Annotated in this window: 22 protein-coding genes, 1 tRNA gene and 1 pseudogene; 17 read left to right on the top strand and 7 right to left on the bottom strand. The window is 70.1% G+C overall.

All coding sequences use genetic code 11. The features are described 5' to 3' along the window. Positions 1–1,092 (bottom strand): Hsp70 family protein (locus AB0D44_RS01695; protein WP_362582820.1); only part of this gene is annotated, 1,092 nt, incomplete at its 3' end. 203 nt (positions 1,093–1,295) lie between these two features. On the opposite strand from AB0D44_RS01695, the gene AB0D44_RS01690 reads away from it, so the two are divergent. Further along, positions 1,296–1,832 carry a sugar transferase gene (locus tag AB0D44_RS01690; protein WP_362582818.1) on the top strand — a complete coding sequence of 179 codons (537 nt, stop codon included), beginning with the start codon at positions 1,296–1,298 and terminating at the stop codon, positions 1,830–1,832. 110 nt (positions 1,833–1,942) lie between these two features. Beyond that, entirely contained in the window at positions 1,943–4,246 is a 2,304-nt protein-coding gene (locus AB0D44_RS01685; protein WP_362582815.1) for a (Fe-S)-binding protein, read from the top strand. A gap of 200 nt (positions 4,247–4,446) precedes the next feature. Here the strand turns inward: AB0D44_RS01685 and AB0D44_RS01680 are convergent, their stop codons facing one another. Continuing rightward, on the bottom strand, positions 4,447–5,139 hold the full coding sequence (locus AB0D44_RS01680; protein ID WP_362582812.1) for a hypothetical protein: 693 nt from the start codon (positions 5,137–5,139) through the stop codon (positions 4,447–4,449). 263 nt (positions 5,140–5,402) lie between these two features. On the opposite strand from AB0D44_RS01680, the gene AB0D44_RS01675 reads away from it, so the two are divergent. Further along, entirely contained in the window at positions 5,403–6,308 is a 906-nt protein-coding gene (locus AB0D44_RS01675) for a Yip1 family protein (RefSeq protein ID WP_362582810.1), read from the top strand. A gap of 87 nt (positions 6,309–6,395) precedes the next feature. Here AB0D44_RS01675 and AB0D44_RS01670 read toward each other — a convergent pair whose 3' ends face one another. The 3 genes from AB0D44_RS01670 to AB0D44_RS01660 all read right to left on the bottom strand — a co-directional run bounded on the left by AB0D44_RS01670 (position 6,396) and on the right by AB0D44_RS01660 (position 7,766). Continuing rightward, the gene (locus AB0D44_RS01670; protein ID WP_362582807.1) at positions 6,396–6,896 is read right to left on the bottom strand and encodes a phosphoribosyltransferase; all 501 of its coding nucleotides are present in this window, start codon (positions 6,894–6,896) and stop codon (positions 6,396–6,398) included. After that, positions 6,893–7,480 carry a dCTP deaminase gene (gene dcd, locus AB0D44_RS01665; protein ID WP_109779098.1) on the bottom strand — a complete coding sequence of 196 codons (588 nt, stop codon included), beginning with the start codon at positions 7,478–7,480 and terminating at the stop codon, positions 6,893–6,895. The genes AB0D44_RS01670 and dcd overlap by 4 nt, the downstream gene beginning before the upstream one ends. Positions 7,481–7,553: 73 nt before the next feature. Then, positions 7,554–7,766: a hypothetical protein gene (locus AB0D44_RS01660; protein ID WP_079154239.1), complete on the bottom strand. Its 213-nt coding sequence runs from the start codon at positions 7,764–7,766 to the stop codon at positions 7,554–7,556. A gap of 178 nt (positions 7,767–7,944) precedes the next feature. On the opposite strand from AB0D44_RS01660, the gene AB0D44_RS01655 reads away from it, so the two are divergent. The 7 genes and pseudogenes from AB0D44_RS01655 to AB0D44_RS01625 all read left to right on the top strand — a co-directional run bounded on the left by AB0D44_RS01655 (position 7,945) and on the right by AB0D44_RS01625 (position 12,844). Beyond that, a tRNA-Gly gene (locus tag AB0D44_RS01655) sits at positions 7,945–8,018 on the top strand. 879 nt (positions 8,019–8,897) lie between these two features. Next, positions 8,898–9,473 carry a DUF5994 family protein gene (locus AB0D44_RS01650; RefSeq protein WP_362582805.1) on the top strand — a complete coding sequence of 192 codons (576 nt, stop codon included), beginning with the start codon at positions 8,898–8,900 and terminating at the stop codon, positions 9,471–9,473. Positions 9,474–9,478: 5 nt separating this feature from the next. Then, positions 9,479–9,667 carry a hypothetical protein gene (locus AB0D44_RS01645; RefSeq protein WP_362582802.1) on the top strand — a complete coding sequence of 63 codons (189 nt, stop codon included), beginning with the start codon at positions 9,479–9,481 and terminating at the stop codon, positions 9,665–9,667. A 93-nt stretch (positions 9,668–9,760) separates the two neighbouring features. Beyond that, positions 9,761–9,970: pseudogene (locus tag AB0D44_RS01640) on the top strand (hypothetical protein); the annotation flags it as partial. A 105-nt stretch (positions 9,971–10,075) separates the two neighbouring features. Further along, the gene (locus AB0D44_RS01635; RefSeq protein WP_362582865.1) at positions 10,076–10,360 is read left to right on the top strand and encodes a hypothetical protein; all 285 of its coding nucleotides are present in this window, start codon (positions 10,076–10,078) and stop codon (positions 10,358–10,360) included. 294 nt (positions 10,361–10,654) lie between these two features. Further along, positions 10,655–11,881, top strand: a complete 1,227-nt coding sequence (locus tag AB0D44_RS01630; protein WP_362582799.1) for a PP2C family protein-serine/threonine phosphatase — start codon at positions 10,655–10,657, stop codon at positions 11,879–11,881. 159 nt (positions 11,882–12,040) lie between these two features. Beyond that, positions 12,041–12,844, top strand: coding sequence for an alpha/beta hydrolase (locus AB0D44_RS01625; RefSeq protein ID WP_362582796.1), 804 nt, complete (start codon positions 12,041–12,043; stop codon positions 12,842–12,844). A 239-nt stretch (positions 12,845–13,083) separates the two neighbouring features. On the opposite strand, the gene AB0D44_RS01620 is transcribed toward AB0D44_RS01625, so the two are convergent. Continuing rightward, positions 13,084–13,545: a hypothetical protein gene (locus tag AB0D44_RS01620; RefSeq protein WP_362582794.1), complete on the bottom strand. Its 462-nt coding sequence runs from the start codon at positions 13,543–13,545 to the stop codon at positions 13,084–13,086. A 241-nt stretch (positions 13,546–13,786) separates the two neighbouring features. After that, entirely contained in the window at positions 13,787–14,788 is a 1,002-nt protein-coding gene (locus AB0D44_RS01615; RefSeq protein WP_362582791.1) for a helix-turn-helix transcriptional regulator, read from the bottom strand. Positions 14,789–15,037: 249 nt separating this feature from the next. On the opposite strand from AB0D44_RS01615, the gene AB0D44_RS01610 reads away from it, so the two are divergent. From AB0D44_RS01610 to sigJ, 7 genes are all read left to right on the top strand, one after another. Next, positions 15,038–15,328 carry a hypothetical protein gene (locus AB0D44_RS01610; protein WP_362582788.1) on the top strand — a complete coding sequence of 97 codons (291 nt, stop codon included), beginning with the start codon at positions 15,038–15,040 and terminating at the stop codon, positions 15,326–15,328. A gap of 139 nt (positions 15,329–15,467) precedes the next feature. After that, positions 15,468–15,638 carry a hypothetical protein gene (locus tag AB0D44_RS01605; protein ID WP_362582786.1) on the top strand — a complete coding sequence of 57 codons (171 nt, stop codon included), beginning with the start codon at positions 15,468–15,470 and terminating at the stop codon, positions 15,636–15,638. A gap of 113 nt (positions 15,639–15,751) precedes the next feature. After that, positions 15,752–16,171 carry a transposase gene (locus AB0D44_RS01600; RefSeq protein WP_362582783.1) on the top strand — a complete coding sequence of 140 codons (420 nt, stop codon included), beginning with the start codon at positions 15,752–15,754 and terminating at the stop codon, positions 16,169–16,171. Positions 16,172–16,442: 271 nt separating this feature from the next. Continuing rightward, on the top strand, positions 16,443–18,053 hold the full coding sequence (locus AB0D44_RS01595) for a phospholipase A2 (RefSeq protein WP_362582780.1): 1,611 nt from the start codon (positions 16,443–16,445) through the stop codon (positions 18,051–18,053). 231 nt (positions 18,054–18,284) lie between these two features. Then, entirely contained in the window at positions 18,285–21,059 is a 2,775-nt protein-coding gene (locus tag AB0D44_RS01590; RefSeq protein ID WP_362582777.1) for a S8 family serine peptidase, read from the top strand. 181 nt (positions 21,060–21,240) lie between these two features. After that, positions 21,241–21,654, top strand: a complete 414-nt coding sequence (locus AB0D44_RS01585; RefSeq protein ID WP_362582774.1) for an adenylyltransferase/cytidyltransferase family protein — start codon at positions 21,241–21,243, stop codon at positions 21,652–21,654. A gap of 96 nt (positions 21,655–21,750) precedes the next feature. Beyond that, a complete protein-coding gene (gene sigJ / locus AB0D44_RS01580) occupies positions 21,751–22,692 on the top strand; it encodes an RNA polymerase sigma factor SigJ (protein WP_362582771.1) in 942 nt (313 codons plus the stop codon). The last annotated feature ends 19 nt before the right edge of the window (positions 22,693–22,711 follow it).

Raw genomic sequence — 22,711 nt, 5'->3', positions numbered from 1 at the left:
GTCGAGGAGCAGGACGTCCTTGACCTCACCCTTGAGGACACCGGCCTGGAGGGTCGCGCCGATGGCGACGACCTCGTCCGGGTTGACGCCCTTGTTGGCGTCCTGACCGCCGGTGAGCTCCTTGACGAGCTCGGCGACGGCGGGCATGCGGGTGGAGCCGCCGACCAGGACCACGTGGTCGATCTCGGACAGCTGGATGCCGGCGTCCTTGATGACGTTGTGGAACGGGGTCTTGCAGCGGTCGAGCAGGTCCGCGGTCAGCTGCTGGAACTGCGAGCGCGTGAGCTTCTCGTCCAGGTGCAGCGGGCCCTCGGCGGAGGCCGTGATGTACGGCAGGTTGATCGTGGTCTCCGTGGAGGAGGACAGCTCGATCTTCGCCTTCTCGGCCGCCTCGCGCAGACGCTGGAGCGCCATCTTGTCCTTGGACAGGTCGACGCCGTGGCCGTTCTGGAACTGCTTCACGAGGTAGTCGACGACGCGCTGGTCCCAGTCGTCACCACCGAGGTGGTTGTCACCGTTGGTGGCCTTGACCTCGACGACGCCGTCGCCGATCTCGAGGAGCGACACGTCGAAGGTGCCGCCACCGAGGTCGAAGACGAGAATGGTCTGGTCGTCCTTGTCGAGACCGTAGGCCAGGGCGGCGGCCGTCGGCTCGTTGACGATGCGCAGGACGTTGAGGCCCGCGATCTCGCCGGCCTCCTTCGTCGCCTGGCGCTCGGAGTCGTTGAAGTAGGCCGGGACGGTGATGACCGCGTCCGTGACCTTCTCGCCCAGGTACGCCTCGGCGTCGCGCTTCAGCTTCTGCAGGATGAAGGCGCTCATCTGCTGCGGGTTGAAGTCCTTGCCATCCAGGTTGATCTTCCAGTCAGTGCCCATGTGGCGCTTGACGGAGCGGATGGTCCGGTCCACGTTCGTGACCGCCTGGCGCTTGGCCACCTCGCCGACGAGGACCTCGCCGTTCTTGGCGAAGGCGACGACGGACGGCGTGGTCCTGGCGCCCTCGGCGTTGGTGATGACGGTGGGCTCGCCGCCTTCCAGAACGCTGACGACGGAGTTAGTGGTGCCCAGGTCGATGCCGACCGCACGTGCCATTTCGATTCCTCCAGCTGACTTGAGTGCAACAGACTCAAGGATGCCGTACCGCTTCGCCGACGTCAACAGAGCTGAGCCGGGTCGGCTCAACCTTTAGGCTCCGCTTACGCGCAACTCACCGGGACGCACCCGAACGGGTTCGAGGCGGAGCCGTCGGCGCGCGGCACCCGTGCCCCGCGCGGGGCGTGCGGCAACGTGCTGGCATGCCGCTCTCACTCATCGCCCCCCGGCTCCGGGTACGGGTGCCCGCCGCCCCGCCGGCGAAGCGGGTGGTCGACCTCATCGGAGCGGCGATCCTGCTGACCCTGCTCGCCCCGGCGCTGGCCGCGGCCGCCGGGCTGCTGTACGTGACCCAGGGCGGCCGGCCCTTCGTACGGGAGCCCGCGGCGGGCCTGGGCGGGCGGCCGTTTCGGACCTGGCGGCTGCGCACGCAGGACGCGGGGCGGACCGGCGCCGCCCTGGAGCGCTGCGCGCTGGACGCCACCCCGCAGCTCTTCAACGTGCTCCGCGGCGAGATGTCGCTGGTCGGGCCGCGTCCGGGACCCCGTACGGACCGCGCCGACCGGCTCCTCGTACGGCCCGGAATGACCGGTCTGTGGCAGGTGAGCGCACGCTCGGACCTCCCCTGGGAGGAGATGGCCCTGCTCGACCGGCATTATGTGGAGAACCACTGGCTGGGGATGGACCTCGCGATCCTGGCGCAGACCCCGCGGGCGGCCTATCGACACAGGCTTGCCTGAGCGACACAGATCACCGCACGCTCGGCTACATTGCGGCGTCGGGAATGGGTAACCTCAAGCCTTGACTGCATAAGTTACCGCTTAGTAAGTGCCGCCCGAGGAGCCCTCCCATGCAACTCGCCGCGATCATCGTGTCGCTGGTCCTGACCGTGGTCGGCGTTGCGCTGCTCGCCCGAGCCGTGGCGCAGATCTACCGGTTCGTCAAGCTCGGCCAGCCCGTCCCGGCGGGCAGCCGGACGGACGACCCGAAGGCCCGAACCCTCACCCTCGTCCGGGAGTTCCTCGGGCACAGCCGCATGAACCGCTGGGGCATCGTCGGCTTCGCCCACTGGTTCGTCGCGATCGGCTTCCTGACCCTGCCGCCCACCCTGGCGCAGGCGTACGGCCAGCTTTTCCAGGCCGACTGGACGCTGCCGGTCATCGGCGGGTTCCTGCCGTTCGAGATGTACATCGAGTTCATCGGCCTGATGACGGTCGTGGGCATCCTCGTCCTCATCGTCATCCGACTGCTCAGCCTCCCGTCCCGGGCGGGCCGCAAGTCGCGCTTCACCGGCTCGAAGGCCTGGCAGGCGTACTTCGTCGAGTACGTCATCCTCACCATCGGCCTGGCGATCCTGGCCCTGCGCGGCCTCGAGGGCGCGATCCACCACGTGGAGTCCTACGACGCGGCGTACTTCGCCTCGTACCCGCTGGTGCTGGCCTTCAAGGGGATGTCCCTCGGCGCACTGCAGAACGCCATCTACTTCACCGCGATGATCAAGATCGGCACCTCGCTGATCTGGATGATCGTCGTCTCGCTCAACACCAACATGGGTGTCGCCTGGCACCGCTTCCTCGGCTTCCCGAACATCTGGTTCAAGCGGAACGCCGACGGCGCGACCGCGCTCGGCGCCCTCCAGCCGATGACCAGCGGCGGCAAGGAGATCGACTTCGAGGACCCGGGCGAGGACGACGTCTTCGGCGTCTCCCAGGTCGAGCAGTTCTCCTGGAAGGGCATCCTCGACTTCTCCACGTGCACGGAGTGCGGCCGCTGCCAGTCGCAGTGCCCCGCCTGGAACACCGGCAAGCCGCTGTCCCCCAAGCTCCTGATCATGTCGCTGCGCGACCACGCGCACGCCAAGGCCCCGTACCTGCTCGCGGGCGGCGGCAAGGACATGGAGGGCAACGAGAAGGCGACGGCGGAGCAGCTGAAGGACGTCCCGGCCGCCGCGATCGCCGAGGCCGAGCGCCCGCTGATCGGCACGGTCGAGGAGAACGGCGTCATCGACCCGGACGTGCTGTGGTCCTGCACCACCTGCGGTGCGTGCGTGGAGCAGTGCCCGGTCGACATCGAGCACATCGACCACATCGTCGACATGCGCCGCTACCAGGTGATGATCGAGTCCGCCTTCCCGTCGGAGGCCGGCACGATGCTCAAGAACCTGGAGAAGAAGGGCAATCCCTGGGGCCTGGCCAAGAAGCAGCGCGTCGAGTGGACCAAGGAGGTCGACTTCGAGGTCCCGATCATCGGGAAGGACGCGGAGGACCTCTCCGAGTTCGACTACCTGTACTGGGTCGGCTGCGCGGGCGCCCTGGAGGACCGGGCCAAGAAGACCACGAAGGCCTTCGCGGAGCTGCTGAACATCGCGGGCGTCAAGTTCGCGATCATGGGCGGCGACGAGAAGTGCACCGGTGACTCGCCGCGCCGCCTGGGCAACGAGCCGCTGTTCCAGCAGCTGGGCCAGGAGAACGTCGCCATGCTGAACATGGCGTTCGGCGAGGACGACGAGGACCCGGAGACGAAGAAGCCGAAGTCGGCGAAGCGGATCGTCTCGACCTGCCCCCACTGCTTCAACACCATCGCGAACGAGTACCCGCAGCTGGGCGGCGAGTACGAGGTCATCCACCACACGCAGCTGCTCCAGCACCTGATCGACGAGGGCCGGCTGACGCCGGTGACGCCGGTCGACGGGCTGATCACGTACCACGACCCGTGCTACCTGGGCCGGCACAACAAGGTCTACACGCCGCCGCGCGAGATCATGTCGGCCGTGCCGGGCCTGCGGCAGCAGGAGATGCACCGCCACAAGGAGCGGGGCTTCTGCTGCGGCGCCGGTGGCGCGCGAATGTGGATGGAGGAGCGGATCGGCAAGCGCATCAACAACGAGCGCGTCGACGAGGCCCTGTCCCTCAACCCCGACATCGTCTCGACGGCCTGCCCGTTCTGCCTGGTCATGCTCACCGACTCGGTGAACGGCAAGAAGAACGAGGGCCAGGCCAAGGAGTCCGTGCAGGTCGTGGACGTGGCGCAGCTGCTGCTGGAGTCGGTGAAGGCCCCGGAGCCGGAGGCTCTCGAGGCGGAGGCCGCTGCCGAGACCGAGGCGGAGGCGAAGCCGGAAGCGAAGCCGGAAGCGAAGCCCGAGGACGCCAAGTAGTCCCCGGCGACCCCGCACGGCACACGGAACGGCCGGTCCCCCACCCGGGGGACCGGCCGTTCCGTCGTGTCAGGGGCCTGGTCAGGAGGCCCGGCGGCGCAGCATCGCGAAGCCGAGGCCGCCCGCGGCGAGCAGCATCGGGGGGCGCCCTCCGCGACGGCGGGCTCCGCCTCGTCCTTGATGGCGTACTGCTTGGCGTCCTACCGGACGGTGTACTGCTCGATCAGCTTGCCGCCGAAGTCGTACACCCGGCTGTTCCCGCCGCCCTTGCCGTCGATGACGACGAACCGCACGCGCTTGCCGTCCTGGACGAGCTTGTACGTCCAGCCGTCGTTCTGCGTGCTCGGGTGCTTCGAGTCGATGGTGCCGAGGGAGTGGCCGTTCGGCATGGAGATCGTGGCGTACGTGCCGTTCGGGCCGTCGACCAGCTTGGCGATGCGGCCGTCGGGCATGGTGATCCGCACGGAGCTCTCCTTCTTCCCCTCGGGCTTGACCTGCGGCTTCGGCTTCTGGCGGCCGTCCATCCAGGAGGTCACGGTGCCGTTCGGCTGGAGTACGACGTGCAGCCCGTTGTTCTGGCCGTACGCGGCGGCGCCGCCCTTGCCGACCAGCGTGTCCAGCTTCGTGGAGCCAGCGAACACGTCCGCCTCGAAGTGGTGGGCAGCGATCTTGTAGACCTTGGCGACGGAGCCGTCCGCCAGCCTGACCGTGGTGACATACGCCCGGACCCCGGCGGACGGCTTGACCTGCGGCTGCTCGATGCCGGGCAGCACCTCCGGCCCCGGCACGGCCGAGGAGTCCGCGAAGGCGGATCCGGCCGGGAAGGCCAGGACGGTGGCCGCTGCGGCGACGACGGCGGCGGTACGGAGGGCGGTGCGGCGGGTGCTGCGCATGGTGGGTGCTCTTCTCGTGCTCGGTCTCGTGCTCGGTCTGTGCTCGGTCTGTGCTCTGCGAGCGTGGCGTCGACAGGCTCGAAACTACGGGCCCGATATGTGGATATTCCGTAGAGAACGTAACGAGGACCCACGGAACGCACCGCAGATGCGTAAACCGGACACCCTGCCACCCCCTAGGGGATGTCACAGGTCAGCCGCAAAGGCCCCCTGTTCCGGCCGCCCGTCCACGGGGCGCGGCGGGACCAGGTACTTTCGATCACGTGGCTGGATTCAGGATCGGACGCGGCCGGGACAACAACCGCACCCCGCAACAACCCCCGCGGCAGCAGCCGTACGGACAGCAGCAACCGCCTCCGTACGGCCGGCAGCCCTACCCTCCCGCAGGCCCGCCGCCGCAGCAGCAGTGGCCGCAGCCGGACGCCGGAGGGCACGGCGAGCCCGAGTACTTCGACCCGTACGGACAGCAGCAGCCTCCGCAGGCCCCGTACGGGCAGGGCGGCCAGGGCGGTCACGGGGGCTACAGCAACGACAACCCGGGGCACACCCAGGTCTTCGCCGTCGGCGAGGACCCGTACGGCCAGGGCGCGACGTACCAGGCGGGCGCGGCCGCGGCCGTCCCGTCCGGCCCTCGGCTGCCGTGGAAGGAACTCCTGCGCGGCATCGTGATGCGGCCGGGCCAGACCTTCCTCCAGATGCGTGATTACGCCGTCTGGGGGCCGGCGCTGACCGTGACCTTCCTCTACGGGCTCCTGGCGGTCTTCGGCCTCGACGACGCCCGCCAGGACGTGATCAACGCGACCCTCTCCAAGGCCGTGCCGATCGTCCTGTCGGCGGGCGCGGCCTTCGTGATCTGCGGGCTGCTCCTGGGCGCGGTCACCCACACGCTGGCCCGCCAGCTGGGCGGTGACGGCGCCTGGCAGCCCACGGTGGGCCTGTCCATGCTGGTCATGTCGCTGACGGACGCGCCGCGCCTGCTCTTCGCCGTCTTCCTGGGCGGTGACAACGGGCTGGTCCAGGTCCTGGGCTGGGCCACCTGGGTGGCGGCGGGCGCCCTGTTCACGGCGCTGATCGGCAAGTCCCACGACCTGCCGTGGCCGAAGGCACTGGGCGCGTCCGCGATCCAGCTGATCGCCCTGCTGTCGATCATCAAGCTGGGCACGATCTAGCGACGCACGCCGCCCTGCGGCACATGCGGAGGGGCCGCCGCGCAACGACTGCGCGGCGGCCCCTCGCACTCACACGGCCGGGCTCGGCTAGGCGTCGAGGACCTGGCCCTCGCGCTTGACCACCGGCGGCTCGACCGACCAGGGGAAGTTGATCCAGTCGTCGGTCTTCTTCCACACGTACTCGCACTTCACGAGCGAGTGGGACTTCTCGTAGATGACGGCGGACCGCACCTCGGCGACGTGGCCGAGGCAGAAGTCGTGGACGAGCTTCAGGGTCTTGCCGGTGTCGGCCACGTCATCGGCGATGAGGACCTTCTTGTTGGTGAAGTCGATCGCCTCGGGGACGGGGGCCAGCATGACCGGCATCTCCAAGGTGGTGCCGACACCCGTGTAGAACTCCACGTTCACGAGGTGGATGTTCTTGCAGTCGAGCGCGTACGCCAGCCCGCCGGCCACGAACACGCCGCCGCGGGCGATGCTCAGGATGATGTCGGGCTCGTAGCCGTCGTCGGCGATGGTCTGCGCGAGCTGCCGCACGGCCCGCCCGAACCCCTCGTAGTCAAGGTTCTCGCGCACTACGTCACTCATGCCTCGTGCCTCACCTGGGTGCGGTGGAAGTTCTGGAAGGAGCGCGAGGCGGTCGGCCCGCGCTGACCCTGGTACCTGGAGCCGTACCGCTCGCTGCCGTACGGGAACTCCGCGGGCGAGCTGAGCCGGAACATGCACAGCTGCCCGATCTTCATGCCCGGCCAGAGCTTGATCGGCAGCGTGGCGAGGTTCGACAGCTCCAGGGTCACGTGGCCCGAGAACCCGGGGTCGATGAAGCCGGCCGTCGAATGCGTCACCAGACCGAGGCGGCCCAGACTGGACTTCCCCTCCAGTCTGGAGGCGATGTCGTCGGGCAGCGAGATGACCTCGTACGTGGAGGCGAGCACGAACTCACCGGGGTGCAGGATGAAGGCTTCGTCCCCCTCCGGCTCGACCAGCCGGGTCAGGTCCGCCTGCTCGATCGCCGGATCGATGTGGGCGTACCGGTGGTTCTCGAACACCCGGAAGAACCGGTCGAGGCGTACGTCGATGCTGGAGGGCTGCACCATCGACTCCTCGAACGGGTCGATGCGAACCCGTCCGCTGTCGATCTCGGCCCGGATGTCTTTGTCAGAGAGAAGCACGTCCCGAGGATACGCAGAGCGCGCGGGCCACCCCCAATCGAGAGCTGCGCCCGCGCGCCCGCGACGACCGGGGCTAACGCCTGACGGCACCACCCACGGGCACGGCCTGCCTCAGCCGCGCGCACCGCGGACACCGCAGCAGCCGCCCGGGCCCGATCCGGCCGGCACCGAGGTGCTGCAGCGGGAAGGAGGCGGTACTGAAAACGTGCCCTTCGGCACAACGGACGACGGTGTGCTCCATCGAGTCCCTTTCCCCAACGAGCCGTACTGCGACGAATCGCCACATTAGGGGATGATCGAGACCCACTCCAGCCGCCGCTCCGCACCCCTACCGTACGCCCCAACTCCCGCCCGCACACGCCTCGATGCACGCCACACACGACGACGACCCCGCGGCAGATTCACCGGGGGTCGATCATGAGGTAGAGTGAGCACGGTACCGATCCAGGCAACTGGAACGCTGCGCGGATGTAGTTTAATGGTAGAACATGAGCTTCCCAAGCTTATAGCGCGGGTTCGATTCCCGTCATCCGCTCCATAGCAAAGCCCCAGGTCAGCGACCTGGGGCTTTGTCATGCCGTCCGGATCTCTCTGGGCTCTCATGCCATTCGCGTGCCACAAGTGCCCTCGTGGGGCGCCAGGTTGAGCCCCGGGCGCTACTCCACGCCGACCGGCTGCCGTCAGTCGCCTTTCACGGCGAGGCCGACGGGCGGGGTGTGGCGTCATGCGCGTGCCTCGCTTCGCAGTCGACGGCCAGAAGGAGACCTCGCGCCGGCGCGAGGACGACCTGTTGCGCGCAGAGGACCTGCACGACGAGGGGCTCTGAGCAGCGACGACTTGCCCACGCGCCCAGAGCCCGGCCGGTCCACCGTCACGCCGGCCGGGCTCTGTTGCGTCCCGCCGACGCCGAAGGAGACCGGGCTGCCCGCCACTCTGGCACCGCGCTCTCGGCTCGACCGCTGAGGATTCGGGGTCAGCCTGCCCCATCGGCGACGTGGTCCTCAGGTTCGGGTGGGGTGGCGATGAGGAGCTGAGCGGCCTGCGGGATGTTGTCGGCTCGGACGGCGCGGGCCATCGCTTCGCGGGCGGCGTCGGCGGTGTCCGGGGGACCACCAGCAGGGCGAAGTGGTCGAGATGCCCGGTCAACACGCTGATCAGCACGGGCAGCTCGGTAGGCGGCACGGGTGCCGGTACCGGTCGGGCGACGTGCGCGAGCCTGTCGTCCTTTCACGGTACTCCCGCCGCCCGCTCCACCGCTCGCCGGAAAATACCTGGTCAGACCGGTCATAGTCCGTCGAACAGGCGTACAGTGAAAGCACCGGAAGTACTTCGCACACCGGCTTTCACGCGGGTGTCATTTCCGGCGATCGCCTAAAAACCGGGCTGTCGACGGGCAGTCCGGGGGCAGGTCCACATCATGACCACGACCCTCGAACGGACCACGCCCCGCGACCTCGCCGCAGAGCTTCCGGCTCGCTTGTCCCTCACCCCGAACAGCACTCTCGCCGGCCAGCTGGACGGCGCCTGGTGGCCCTACTCCCGAGACCTCGAAGCCGAGCTCCCGGTGCTGCTGGCTGCCCTGGACGAGCCCTGGGGGCGCATCACCCGCGTCACCGTGAACCCCACCCGGTGGCCCGTCGTACCGCACACCGTGCCCATGGACGGGCACATGCTGCACGTGGGCTGGTTCACCGAACAGGACCCCGACAAGCTGATCCTGCTCTCCTACACCGTCGGCCGCTGGGACCTCCTCGTCATCCCGCCGGAGACCGGCCCCGCAGCCGCGGCCCGCCTGATGGCTGCCGCGACGATACCGGGCAGCGTCCTCACGTCGGGCGCGCTGATGGCCAACGAAGCCGCCACCGGGCGCGGCATCCGCGACGCCCGTCGCCGGGAAGACACCTGGGAGGGCGAAGGCGGGGCATGCATGTCCCCCTTCGGGAACCCGTTGGACCGAAGCACCCTCCCGCTGCCCGGAAACAGCTGGAGGTGAGCGTTGTGGAGACCATCGTCCTCATCGCGGTGATCATCCTCGCGACTGCCATCGGAATGCGGTGGATCCACCTGCTGAACGCCCAGCACGACGCGCGGATCGCGGCCCACCACTTCAGCGACCCCCTGCCGAGGCCTCCCGGCCTGCCGGACGACACCGGTCGTCGAGCCCACCACACGGATGCCGACCGGTGAGGAACAGACCTTCCTCCGACCGGGGGCAGCGGTCGGGGCGCCCCGGCGCCCCGACCTGCCGGCCTCTCGCCACCCTGAAGGGAACATGCCCACGTGAAGTACATCGAGACCCAGACCCTGCCATCGCTCGGGCACGCCGAGGTACGGATCATCGCGCACACTCCCGAAGCCGCCCGCGCGGTCGCGGAGGCGCTACGCCGCTGCTTCGCCGGAGCGGAACAGCGCAGCTACCCCGGTCTCGACGGCGACACTCGCCTCCACCTCACCGTGGACACGGCAACACCCGCCGGCCCGACCCGCTCGCGGTCGGCCACCGGCCTGCCCCCCTTCGGCACCGGCGCACACTCCGACGAGATCTGGGAAGCCCCGGCGGCCCCGGAGCGCACCCTCACACGAAAGGACGCGGTCATGGCCACACTGCGCGAACGCAAGACCTACCGCGAACAGGTGCTCCGGGTCCTGTACGAAGCCGTCGAGGGCAACCGCCTCCTCGGCATCACCGGAGCACAGCTGCGGCGCGACCTCCGCGTACCGGAACAGGACCTGGCCGCCGCCTGCACCTACCTGGCCGGCGAAGGACTGATCACCGTCGACTGGGAACCCGGCAACACCCCCGCGATGGTCACCCTCACCCACGAGGGAATCCGGCGCATGGAGGCCGAGGAGGAAGGGACGGCCACGGGCCCGGCCTGATCCGAAAGGCCCGCCGTAGTGTAGTGATCACTAGCGTTCCGCTTCGGCCGATGTGCTCGGGACGCGGAAGCCGGGCAACCGGAAAAGGCCTGGTAGCAGCATGTCAGGCACCGCAGGTGCGCGACCGTAGCCGACCGTGCAAGCCCTGCGTGAACCGGCCCACCGGGACATACGGGTCGTGGAGGCCGCCGGGCACGGAAGCCGTGTGGCGTGCCCGGTCGCGGGGGAGCATCCTGGAGGGCACGCCGCCCGTGCAGCCGGACGCCGGCCCGCCGCCCGGTTGGAGGCAACAGGATGACTGACGGAGGGCGCGGGGACCCGGACCGGTCGGAGAGCTTCGGGGAGGAACTGCTCGGGGTGCTCCTGGACCGGGCGCCCGAGCTGGCGCCGCACATGGTCGGCCCGCTCGTCGCCGAGACGGTGGCCCGGATGGGGGGCCGCGAACCACAGATCCTGCTCCAGGACTACGGGCAGCAACGGCTGGTCCCCCTGCCCGTCGGCGGCTTGGCCGCAGGTGATCCGCAGCCCATCGACCGGTCCGAAGCCGGCCGGTGCTTCCTGGAGTCACGCCCCGTCGAAGTCCTGACGCCCGACGGCATACGGGTCCACCTGCCCCTGCTGGACGGCGGCGACCAGGTGGGGGTCCTCGCGGTCACCCTGGACGGGATCGACGACGACACTCGCCGTATCCTGCGCAGGATCACGGGGCTGGCGGCCGACCTGCTGCAGACCAAGAACGGCTACACCGACCTCTTTTTCCGGACCCGCCGCAGTGAACCCATGAGCGTGGCCGCGGAGATCCAGTGGTCCCTGTTGCCCCCGCTGTCGATGGTGATGCCGCGCGTCGCGGTCGCCGGAGTCCTGGAGCCCGCCTACGCCGTGGCGGGGGACAGCTTCGACTACGCCCTGAACGGCGACGTCCTGCACCTCGCCATGGTCGACGCCATGGGGCACGGCCTGGACGCGGCCACGATGGCCACGGTGGCCATCGGCGCGTACCGCCACGCCCGCCGGATCAGCGTCGAACTGTCCGAGATCTACCTCTTCATGGACCGGGCCGTCTCCGAGCAGTTCGACCCGGACCACTTCGTGACCGCCCAGATGATGCGCCTGGACACGGACACGGGGCGCCTCCAGTGGGTCAACGCGGGACATCCCGCGCCGATGCTGATCCGCGGGCACCGCGTCGTGCGCCGTCTGGACAGCCCCACGACCCTCCCTGTCGGCTTTGGAGGGGCACAGCCGCAGGTCAGCGTGGTGGCACTGGAACCGGGCGACCGCGTCCTCTGCTTCACCGACGGTCTGATCGAAGAACACGAAAGCGGGCAGGAACAGTTCGGCGAGGAGCAGCTGATCGACTGGGTGAATCAGCTGGAGCAGGCTGACCAAGGGATCCGGACGGTGGCCCGGGACCTGTCCCACACCCTCATGCGGGCACGCGGCGAAACCACCTCGGACGACGCGACGCTCGTCCTGGTCGAGTGGCGCGGCCGCACCGGCACCCACGCCGACGAGGTCTGACGGCCACGGGCCCCGACCCTGTATGAAAGGAGTGGTCGTGGCGACCCTCCGCGAGCGAAAGACCTGCCGCGATCCGGCCCGGTTTCCCTGTACGCCGTCGGGGTGAAGCCTCCGGCCGACGGGATTCCGGGCCCGGCCCGACAGGGGAGATCCAACCTCGTGGCAAACCGTGGAGCAGGAAACGTCATTCCGTACGAGGTACAGGGCAGCGGTCCCGGGCGGATCATCGCACTCCACCACTGGCTCAGCGACAGGTCGAGTTTCGGCCACCTGCGGCAGCACCTGGACGGAGGCGCGTTCAGCTACGCGTTCGTGGACTGCCGTGGGTACGGCGAGGCGATGGACACCCCCGGCACGTACACGATGGAGGAGATCGCGGCGGACGCCCTCGCCGTTGCCGACGACCTCGGCTGGGACACCTTCTCGGTCATCGGTCACTCCATGGGCGGCAAGGCGGCCCAACAGATGGTGCTGGACGCGCCCTCGCGGGTCCGCTCGATCATCGGCATCTCGCCGGTGCCCGCGTCCGGGTTCCCGCTCGAGGGGGAGATGTGGGAGCTGTTCAGCGGGGCCGTGGAGGATTCCGGCAACCGCAGGACCATCTTCGATGCGCTCACCGGTAGTCGGCACGACGACGCGTGGCTGGACGCCAGGGTGAACGGCTCGGAACGCTCCTCGCAGGCGGCCCTGCGCTCGTACCTCGAATCCTGGACGCGCGGCCCCGATATCCACGAGCTGGTCAAGGGAAACGCGACGCCGGTGCTTGTGGTGGCCGGTGCGAGCGACCCGGCGATGGGCCCCGACACCATGCGATCCACGTGGCTGCAGTGGTATCCGAACGCCGAGCTCGAGGGCTTCGACGACGCCGGCCACTTCGCCCCGGACGAAAGTCCGGAGGCCCTGGCGACGGTGGTCGAGAGGTTCCTCGGCCGCTGGACGGGCCAGGTCGGCCAAGCACGCTGAGGCAGCCGTATGTGGCAGTTGCTGCGCGGGGTTCGGACTGCGGCGGCAGGCAGGAGTCGGGGGACGGGGCGGAGGTAGGCGACCACGCGGGGACTTCGACGAGGGTCTGCGTGACCACCACGACCGGGGCCACCGACAGGGCGTCGGGCAGGGTGAGCGTGAGGGGTAGGACGAGCAGGGAGTTCCGGGGCGTGCCGGGGAAGACAGCCGGTCGGCAGCATGTCCGCGTGGGCGTGCGGCTAGGCCTGCGGGGTCCTGGTGGCGCGTCGGCGCGCCATGTAGCGGAGCAGGGCCCAGATTGCCGCGGCGTTGACCAGGGCGCTGACCAGGACCGCGGCGTAGAAGCCGAAGCCGTACCACAGCGCGGGCTCGGCGGCTGCGGACGTGTCCGGGGCCCAGTCCGGGGGGAGCGGGTCCGACTCCGAGGGGTAGTCCGAGGGCAGCTTCGTGGGCGGCTGGGGGCCGTCCTGGGGTTGGGGATCCATGGGCGGGGGCGGGGCCGAGGCCAGGGCGGCCGCCGCAGGTCCGAAGGACGTCAGCAGCAAGACGCTGACCGGCGCGGTGGCCAGGATCGGCCAGACCCCGAAGAATCCGCTGTCCCCGTTGCGCTGGCCGGCCGCGAAGCAGACCAGCAGCGCGACCACCAGTGCCAGGTACGCACCGGGCACCCACATCTCGGCCTTCGACCAGCGCCGCACCATGACGCCCCCCTTTCTCTTCCGCTTCGTTCGATCTGCACCCAGTCTCGAAGCTGCCGAGGACCGCCACCTGAGTACGCCTACTCATCCTGCTCGGCCGGTCTCCGGGAATCCTGGTGAGTAGCTCTCCGGGTCAGGTGGGCCGTGTGTTCTCGGCACCACCCGAGACACTTTCTTGACCCGCTGGGAGGGCGGCGGCCTATCGTCGGTGGCCGGCGGTGTCCAGGACAGGGAAAGGCGTGCGTCAGTGCGGGGAGTGCGACAGGTATCCGTTTTGGACGGCTCGCATTCCGGCCTGGAACCGGCTGCGGGCGCCCAGGTGGGTGAGCAGCCCGGTGATCACCCGGCCCACGGTGCGCGTGGAGACGCCCAGGCTGTTGGCGATGGATTCGTCCGTACGCCCCTCGGCCATGAGCTGCAGTACCGCGGCCTGCTGCCGGGTGAGGAAGTCGGGCTCGCAGGGCGCTGCCGTCGGTCCGAGCGGGGTTGCGGTCTCCCACATGTGGTCGAAGAGCGTGACCAGCACGGAGACGAGGCCAGGGCTGGTGACCAGGGCGGCCGCGGCCGCCGTGTTCGTCGCGTCGACGGCCACCAGGGCGCTGCGACGGTCCACGATGGTGAGGCGATTGGGCAGGACCGGTCTGGTGCGGATGTGGGCCCCGGCGCTCTCCAGCCAGGTCGCGTACTCCCGGGCGTTGCTGTCGTGACGGATGCTGTCGAGGTAGATGGTTCGCATCACGATGCCCTGCTCGATGTTGCGCAGGTTCAGCGGGCGGGCCGCCTCGATGCTCGCCTGCGACATCTGCGAGTCGGGGGCGAACGACAGCACCTCGGAGCGGGTCTCCGCGGACAGCAGCTCGATCTGGTCCCGAATCGCGTCGATGCCGTCCAGGTACCGGACTCCGGCCTTGGAGGACTCCTGCGACGAGGAGTCGGCGATTTCGGCCATCAGGCCGACGACGGCGGCCCGAGTCGCCTCCATGCGCTCCTGCTGGGCGGCGAGTTCGGCCTGCTGGCGGGCTTGGAGGAGCTGGAGGGCCAGCTGCGGATCGATGGCGCGGCCCTGTCCGTCGGCACCGCCGCCGCGCAGCAGCGCCATCTCACTGAGCAGGGTCAGTGAGTGGCGTACGTCGTCCGGGGTCAGCCCCAGACGCTGCGCCATCTCCAGAACACCGTCCTGCGGGTAGGCCAGTTTGCTTCGGTAGACCGATGCGGTCACGTCGTCGAGCGCACGCCGATCGAACACAGCCGCCCACCCCCCCATGGAAGACCTGCATGTCGACGCAGCTCAAAGGGCCTGCGTACCTGCGTCAGGCTAGCTTGCCCGGCGCCATGATCGAAGAGCAGGTGACACGGAATCGGACGGAGTTTTCCGGCCGATCTGACGAATGCGGCGATCACGGCTCGCCGGTTGTTCCCACAGCTCCGCACGTGTCGGCTTCCGTCCCGCAGGCGAGGACTTGTCTGATGAGGACACGATGAATCAGGAGGGTTCATGTATCTGGTCCACCTGCACCTGAGTGCCCCCCCGGGGGCGGGCGACCTGCCGTGCGGTGTGGAGGCCGCCCTTTCCGAGGCCCAGCCGGCGGTCGAACTGGCCGTCCGGCACGTGCGTGCGGAGGCCGACCCGGTGGTCGCCCTCTACCTGCGGGCCCCCGATCTGCACACCGCCGAATACTGGGCCGCGGCGGCCTGGCGCCTTGCCGCGCGCCGGATCCTCGGGGTCGGCGCGTGGACGCTGCTGAAGGCCGAGGTACCGCTGCTGGTCGTCGACGAACTGGCCTGACGGACGCTCCCGAGCGCACGCTGTCGTGTGTAGGACATGTCGGGTCCAGGACATAGGCAAACCCTGGATCACCCCTCTCACCTGCGGCAACCTTGAACACGTCAGCAGGAAACGCCGCACCATTGGGGGGACTTCGATCATGCTCAGCCGTCTCAAGGCCGCCACTCTCGTTGCCGTCACCGCCACCACGCTCCTCGCGGGAGCCGTCACCGGCGCCGTCGCGGAATCCACCGGTTCCGACGGTGTGACGTACCAGGCGGACTGGCGCTGGGACTCCGCCCCGCTGACCGCTGACGGAGCGGACAGCTGACCGCCGGCCTCCGGTTCGGCGCGAACAGGGCCCACGAGGCACTGGGGGTGACCGCACCGGCCCGCCGGGGAGCGCTTCACCGGACCACCGGCCGATTCTCGTGGCTGTCACCGATGGTCCTCTGGCCGCTCGCGCGGCACCTGCTCACCACCGGTACGGACCGACCCCAGGGGGGCGGAACCCGCAGGGCGGACGAGGAGGCCGTGTTCGCCGCGGTCCTGTACGTCCTGGTGAGCGGCGAATCCTGGCGCGCACTGCCGAAGTCCTTTCCCGTCTCCTGGCAGAACGCCCACCGGCGGTTCGGCCAGTGGTGCGACGAAGACCTGTGGAACCGGATGGCAGCCACCGCCCGGGCCACGCCCCACATCTCCGCATCGGTACGCGACTGGACCGAACGCCTCGCCGAGGCGGCACGGTCCCGCCGAACGGACCGACACATACTTTCCGATCGACTCGACCGACCCGGTCTCCCCGATCGACGTGACCTGCAGGACCGGCCGGCCCGAACGGACCTCCCGGCCCGGGTTGCCTGACCGCGCCTGACCGCGCCCCCACGCCGCAGCACCGCGCCTGACCGCGCGCCCACGCCGCAGCACCGCGCCTGACCGCGCCGCAGGACCCCAACTGCCCGCGCCCGCCCGGCCCGACCCCTTCCGGGTGCGGTCGACAGGCCCGGACCCCACCCCCGTCTCCACGCCCTCACCTGCCGTGCCCGGGGCACAGCCATGCCCGTAGGCAGAGCCCTGCCCGCAAGCACCGCCGCAGACTTCCCCACCCGCCCGACCTTCCACCGAAAGGCTTATCGTGCGCAGATCCGCGCTCCCCATCGTGGCCGCGATGTCCATGGCCATGCTGCTTCCGCAGCAGTTCTCGGCCTCCGCCGAAGAGGTGCCCAGCGCGCCCCTCGCCGCGGGTGAGATCCAGAACATCGGCCCCGGCATGTACCAGTCCGAGACCGACAGTTACCAGGTCTTCGAGAACGACGTCGCGGTCGGCCTCATGGGCCGTACGCACACCATCACCGGCCAGGCGCAGGGGATCTCACAGGCCCAGGACGCACCGGCGACCCGCTCCGATCTCGGAGTCTTCGGTCCCAGCTGGGAAGCCGAGTTCGTCGGTGGCCAGCTGAACCGCAAGCTGGTCCAGGACTCGGGGTCGATCACCACCACCGACCTGGACAGCAGCGCGTCCACCCGCTACGAGCTGACCGAGTCCATGGACGGTCCCGGCGGCGGCAGCATCAACACCTACACGGCGGCCGACGGTTCGACCCTGGTCGAGAACGTGACGTGGGACGACCTCGCCGGTGAGATGAAGTCGAGCATCACCGAGACGCTGAACATCGACCTGGCCACCGCGGTCGAGGGCGACGACGTCCCCGTCGGCGCGGACGGCAACCCCATCCCGAAGGCCGATCTCAAGCCCACCTACACCTGGAAGCAGGTGTCCGGCACCGGTGACACCTGGCGCGTCACGAGCGTCGGCAACAAGGCGTACAAGCCCACCGCGGTCTCCTACGACGCCCAGGGCCGCGTCGCCACGGTCAGCGAGCCCGCCCGCGGTGAGGCCCCCGCGCAGTCCCTCGCCGTGAACTACGCCACCGCGACCACCGCGGCGGGCACGACCCTCGGTGACGTGGCCGGCCAGGTCAAGGACATCACGGTCACCAGCGGCCAGACCGTCCAGACGCTGGCCCGGTACACCTACGAGGCCTCCGGTCTACTCCGCGAAGTCACCAACCCGGCCGAGGGCAGCGAGCTCAGCTCCTACACCTACGACGGCGACGACCGTCTCTCGACCCTGACGAGCGGCGACGGCGGCAGCTGGGAGCTGACGTTCAGCGGCGACGCCGCCGCCCCGCAGGCCCACGAGACCAGCAACGTCGTCCCCGACGCCGGCTCCATCGCGCCCGGCCAGGAGCAGCCCGACGGGGTCAGCCCGCCCTCCGAGAACTTCATCGGCGGGGACATCACCGACCCGCAGGCCAACCCGCGCTCCTGCTCCTCCCCGGAGTCGTGGATCCGCTACTGGGGCAGCTGCACCACCCCGGTGGCCCACTACGGCTGGAGGTGGCCGTCCTGGAAGCAGACGCCCACCGGCTCCTGGGTCCGTGGTCTCAACTACGACCACTGCACCGACTCGTATGACCGGCCCGCCGGCTTCGACTTCCGCGCCGCGTGCGACGCGCACGACTACGGCTACGGAACCATCGGCAACACCTACAAGGGCTACAGCTACTACCTGGACCGCAACAAGGGCATCGCCACCGACGTCGCGTTCTACAACCTGCTCCGCTACAACACCTGCCCGGCCTACGCCTGGTGGAAGCGCGGCACCTGCAACGACCTGGCCTACAGCTACTACCTCGGCGTCTTCTACGGCGGGCACCCGAAGAACGGCGCCAACGCCACCTGATCGTCCCGCCGATTCGCTCCGGCGGATCGCCTGACGGACCGTTCGACGGACCGTTCGACGGACACCGTAGGGGCCGGGCGCCCGACCCATCCGGCCGCCCGGCCCTACGTCCCCCGCCCGCAGCTCTCGACTGCGGCCCCGCCTGACCCTTCGGCTTCGCCGCGCTGTCGCCCCGCGCCCGATGGCCACACCCCCTCCCCGTTCCCCCCTCCCCTTCCATGGAGACACGAAGTGAAGAGATCCATGCGGGTCGCGCTCGCCGCCTCGGCGGCAGCCGTGGTGCTCACCGCGATACCGGTCGGCGCCAACCCCCTGACCGGTTACAGCCCGGCGTTCGCCGAGGAAAACGGCCCGGTCGACCCGCCGCTGTTCGACGAGACCCAGGACGGCGGCACCGTCCGCGTCAACGTTCTCCTCGACGGACGGTCGGAACTCTCCTCGGCCTCCGAAGCCGGTGAAGTCCTCGTCTCCTACGAGACCCTGCCGATGGTCACCCTGCGCGTGGACCGGGCCGGCCTGGACTCGCTGAGCACCATGGCGGGTGTCGTCAGCGTCAGCGAGGACATCCCGGTCGAACCGACGCTGAACGAGTCCACCGCCAAGATCGGCAGCGACGCCGCCGTCGCCGCCGGGAAGACCGGCGCCGGCAGCGCCATCGCGATCCTCGACACCGGCGTCGCGACCGGGCACCCGTTCCTGGCCGGCCGGGTCAAGGCGGAGGCGTGCTTCTCCGTCACCGACGCCGCCTACGGCGCCACCAGCCTGTGCCCGAACGGCGCGGCCGAACAGGAGGGCCCCGGCAGCGCCGACGCCGACAGCGGCCCGTGCACCACCGTGGGTACCGGCTGCTCCCACGGCACCCACGTCGCCGGCATCGCCGCGGGCAACGGAGCCGGTGTGACCGGAGCTCCGACCCGCGGTGTCGCCCCCGGCGCGGACATCATCGCCATGCAGGTCTTCTCCAAGTTCACCTCCGACTCCTACTGCGGGCCGGGCGCCAGCCCCTGCGTCCTCAGCTTCACCAGCTCGCAGATCAAGGCGCTGGAGAAGGTCGCGGCGATGAAGAGCGCCGGCACCAACGTGATCGCCGCGAACATGTCCCTGGGCGGCGGCCGCTGGACCGCCGCGTGTGCCGCGGACCCCCGCAAGCCGATCATCGACACCCTGTTCAGCCAGGGCGTCGCCACCGTCGTCGCGGCCGGCAACAACGGCTATGCGAACGCGGTCAACGCCCCCGGATGCGTGCCCTCCGCCCTCACGGTGGGCTCCACCACGGATGACGACCAGCTCTCCACCTTCAGCAACCGCGGCCCGCTGCTCGACGTGCTCGCGCCCGGCACCGGCATCGTCTCCTCCGTCCCCGGCGGCGGGTTCGCCTCCAAGAACGGCACCTCGATGGCCGCCCCGCACGTGGCCGGTGCCCTCGCGATCCTCCGCCAGGCCCACCCCGGCAAGACCCTCGCCGAGCTGGAGGCCCTGCTGAAGGACAGCGGCACGCCCATCACCTACACCGGCGCGGTCACCCCCCGGCTCCGGATCGACCTCCCGAAGCCGCCGCCGCGCCCCCGCTTCACCGACCTCAACTGCGACACCATCGAGGACACCGTCGTCGGTGACCCCAAGGCTGCCGTCGGCGGCCAGGCCGACGCCGGCGTGGTCCGCGTGATCTACGGCGGCGGCAAGGGCACCGCCGAGCTCCACCAGGACCTCGCCGCCATCCCGGGCGACGCCGAAGCCGGCGACTCCTTCGGTGAGAACCTGGCCACCTTCGACCACGACGAGGACGGCTGCAGCGACCTCGTCGTCGGCATCCCGGGCGAGGACATCGGCGCCGCCGCGGACGCCGGCGCCGTCAACGTCCTTTACGGCGCCGCCAGCGGCCTGTCCACCGGCAAGGCCGCCCTGAACCTGATCCAGGGCACGGGCGAGGGCGCCATCAAGTCCTCGACGCCCGAGGCCGGGGACCGCTTCGGCCACGCCGTCGCCGCCGGCCACACCGCGCAGGGCCAGCCGTACCTTCTGATCGGAGTACCCGGCGAGGACCTCGGCACCGTCCAGGACACCGGCATCGTCTACTACCTGCGCGGGACCACCAACGTGGCCACCGACCAGAACAAGCCCGGCGTGGACGGCGACAACGAGACCGGCGACCGGTTCGGCTCGACCATCGCCGCCTCCGCCAACCACATCGTCATCGGCTCCCCCAACGAAGGCATCGGCGCCCAGACCGACGCCGGCAGCCTCCAGGTGTTCACGCACCAGCTGACCGCCGACGGCCTGCCCACCCCCGTCCTCGGTCTCAACCAGAACGACACCATCGTCGGCGGCCTGGCGGAGACCGGTGACCGGTTCGCAGGCTCCCTCGCCGCCGTCGCCTACGTACCGTCCGGCGCGAGCGCTGCGACCGACACCGTCGTCGCGGTCGGCTCGCCCGGCGAAGGCCTGACGGTCGGTTCGGCGCCCGTCGACCAGGCCGGCCACGTCCACACCTTCCGCATCACCGGGGCGGGCGCGGTCACCCGGACCGCCTCGATCAACGCCGAGGCCGCCAACGTGGCCGGAGTGGCCGCGGCCGGTGACCACTTCGGCCAGAGCCTGACCCTCGCCAACCTCTCCCCCGACGCACCCGCCACCGCGTCGACCCTCGTCCTCGCGGTCGGCATTCCGGGCAAGGACATCGGCGGAGCCGCGGACGCGGGCGCGGTGCAGACCTTCAACCCGCTCGGCACCCCCGGGGACACCGACCAGTGGATCCAGGCAGGTGACACCTCCGGCCTCGGCGGCACCCCGACAGCCGGCCACGCCATCGGCGCCCACCTCGGAGCCACCACCTCGGCGCTGCACATCGGCGTACCCCACACCCCCTCGTTCGGCGCGGCCTACGCCCTCCCGTGGGGCAACGCCACTGCCGGACGGACCGGGAACCCCGGCACGGTGACCACCCACCAGCCGGGCCAGAACGGCCTCCCGGCCGTCGGCGGCGCCTTCGGCTGGTCCATCGGCTGACCACAGCGCGACCCGGTCGCGATCCGGCGGCATCGGCCCGGGAGGATCACCCTCCCGGGCCGATCCCTGTCATCCCCAGCATGTGATCAAGGCTTTACCAGGCAACACGGATGGTGCAAGATCTCTGCCAGTCTGACCATCCGTATCATCTGACCGCGACCGCACCACCCGGAGGACCCTCGTGTCTCAGATCATCGGTTACGCGTCAGGCGTCTTCGACCTCTTCCACATCGGTCACCTCAACCTGCTCAGGCACGCCCGCGCCCAGTGCGACCGCCTCGTGGCCGGAGTCCTGACCGACGAGGCCTCCTGCCACAAGGGCCGCCCCCCGGTCATCCCCCTCAAGGAACGCCTCGACATCGTCCGCTCCATGGACTACGTCGACGAGGCGATCGTCGACCACACCCTCGAGAAGATGGACGCCTGGCAGGAGGTCGGCTTCCACCGCCTGTTCAAGGGCGACGACTGGCGCGGCACCCCCCGGGGCGAGCAATGGGAACGCGACTTCGCCTCGGTCGGAGTCGAGGTCGTCTACCTCCCGTACACGGTGCACGTCTCCAGCACCAAGCTCCGGCAGCTGATCCAGCAGCTGTGACGCCTGCGCCGCCACTCGCCGTCGGCGCGCATCCGGGTCGCACGCCGGGCCCGCATCCCCTGGGGCCATGGCCGAGCGGCGCCTAGGATCGCGGGTATGGCCCTGATCATGAGTGACGTGGACCGGTTCGAGACTGCGAGGCCCCGGCTGGAGGCCCTTGCCTATCGGCTGCTCGGCTCGGCCAGTGAGGCGGAGGACGCCGTGCAGGAGACGTTCCTGCGCTGGCAGGCCGCCGACGTCGCGCGGATCGAGGTGCCCGAGGCCTGGTTGACGAAGGTGCTGACCAACTGGTGCCTCAACCTGCTCACTTCGGCACGGGCCCGGCGCGAGAGGTACGTGGGGCAGTGGCTGCCCGAGCCGCTGCTCGCCGGGGACCCGATGCTCGGCCCGGCCGGCACCGCCGAGCAGCGCGAATCGGTGTCGTACGCCGTCCTCGTCCTGCTGGAGCGCCTGTCGCCGGGCGAGCGGGCGGTGTACGTGCTGCGCGAGGCCTTCGACTACCCGCACCGGGAGATCGCCGAGATCCTGGAGATCACCGAGGCCGCCAGCCAGCAGACCTACCACCGGGCCAAGAAGCACATCGCCGACGGCAAGGCGCGCACCGAGATCGACGAGGCCGCCGCCCGCAGGATCGTCGAGGAGTTCCTGGCCGCGGCGACCAGTGGCCGTACCGAACCCCTCGTACGCCTGCTCACCCAGGACGCCGTCTCGGTCGGCGACGGCGGCGGGAAGGTCCCGGCCCGCGCCAAGGCGTTCGAGGGCGCGATCGCGGTCGCCACGTTCCTGCGCGGCCTGTTCAAGCCCGCGCCGGCCAAGCGGGCCCTCGTCGGCGGCGTGCCCGAGATCTACGCCACGACCGCCAACGGCGGGCCCGCCATCGTCGCGGTCGTGGACGGCCGGGTCGTCGCGATCACCTGCCTGGAGGTCACCGCGGCGGGCATCGCCGCGGTCCGCAGCCAGGTCAACCCCGACAAGCTGGTCCGCGCGAGCGAGCAGTGGGCCGCCGAGGACCACGGAGCCCCGCTCCACACCCTCTGACGAGGGTGTGACGCAGGTC

Source organism: Streptomyces sp. NPDC048349, from assembly GCF_040651925.1.
GTDB lineage: Bacteria > Actinomycetota > Actinomycetes > Streptomycetales > Streptomycetaceae > Streptomyces.
The sequence above is the reverse complement of the archived record's forward strand: the minus strand, read 5'-3'. Positions and strand labels throughout refer to the sequence as shown.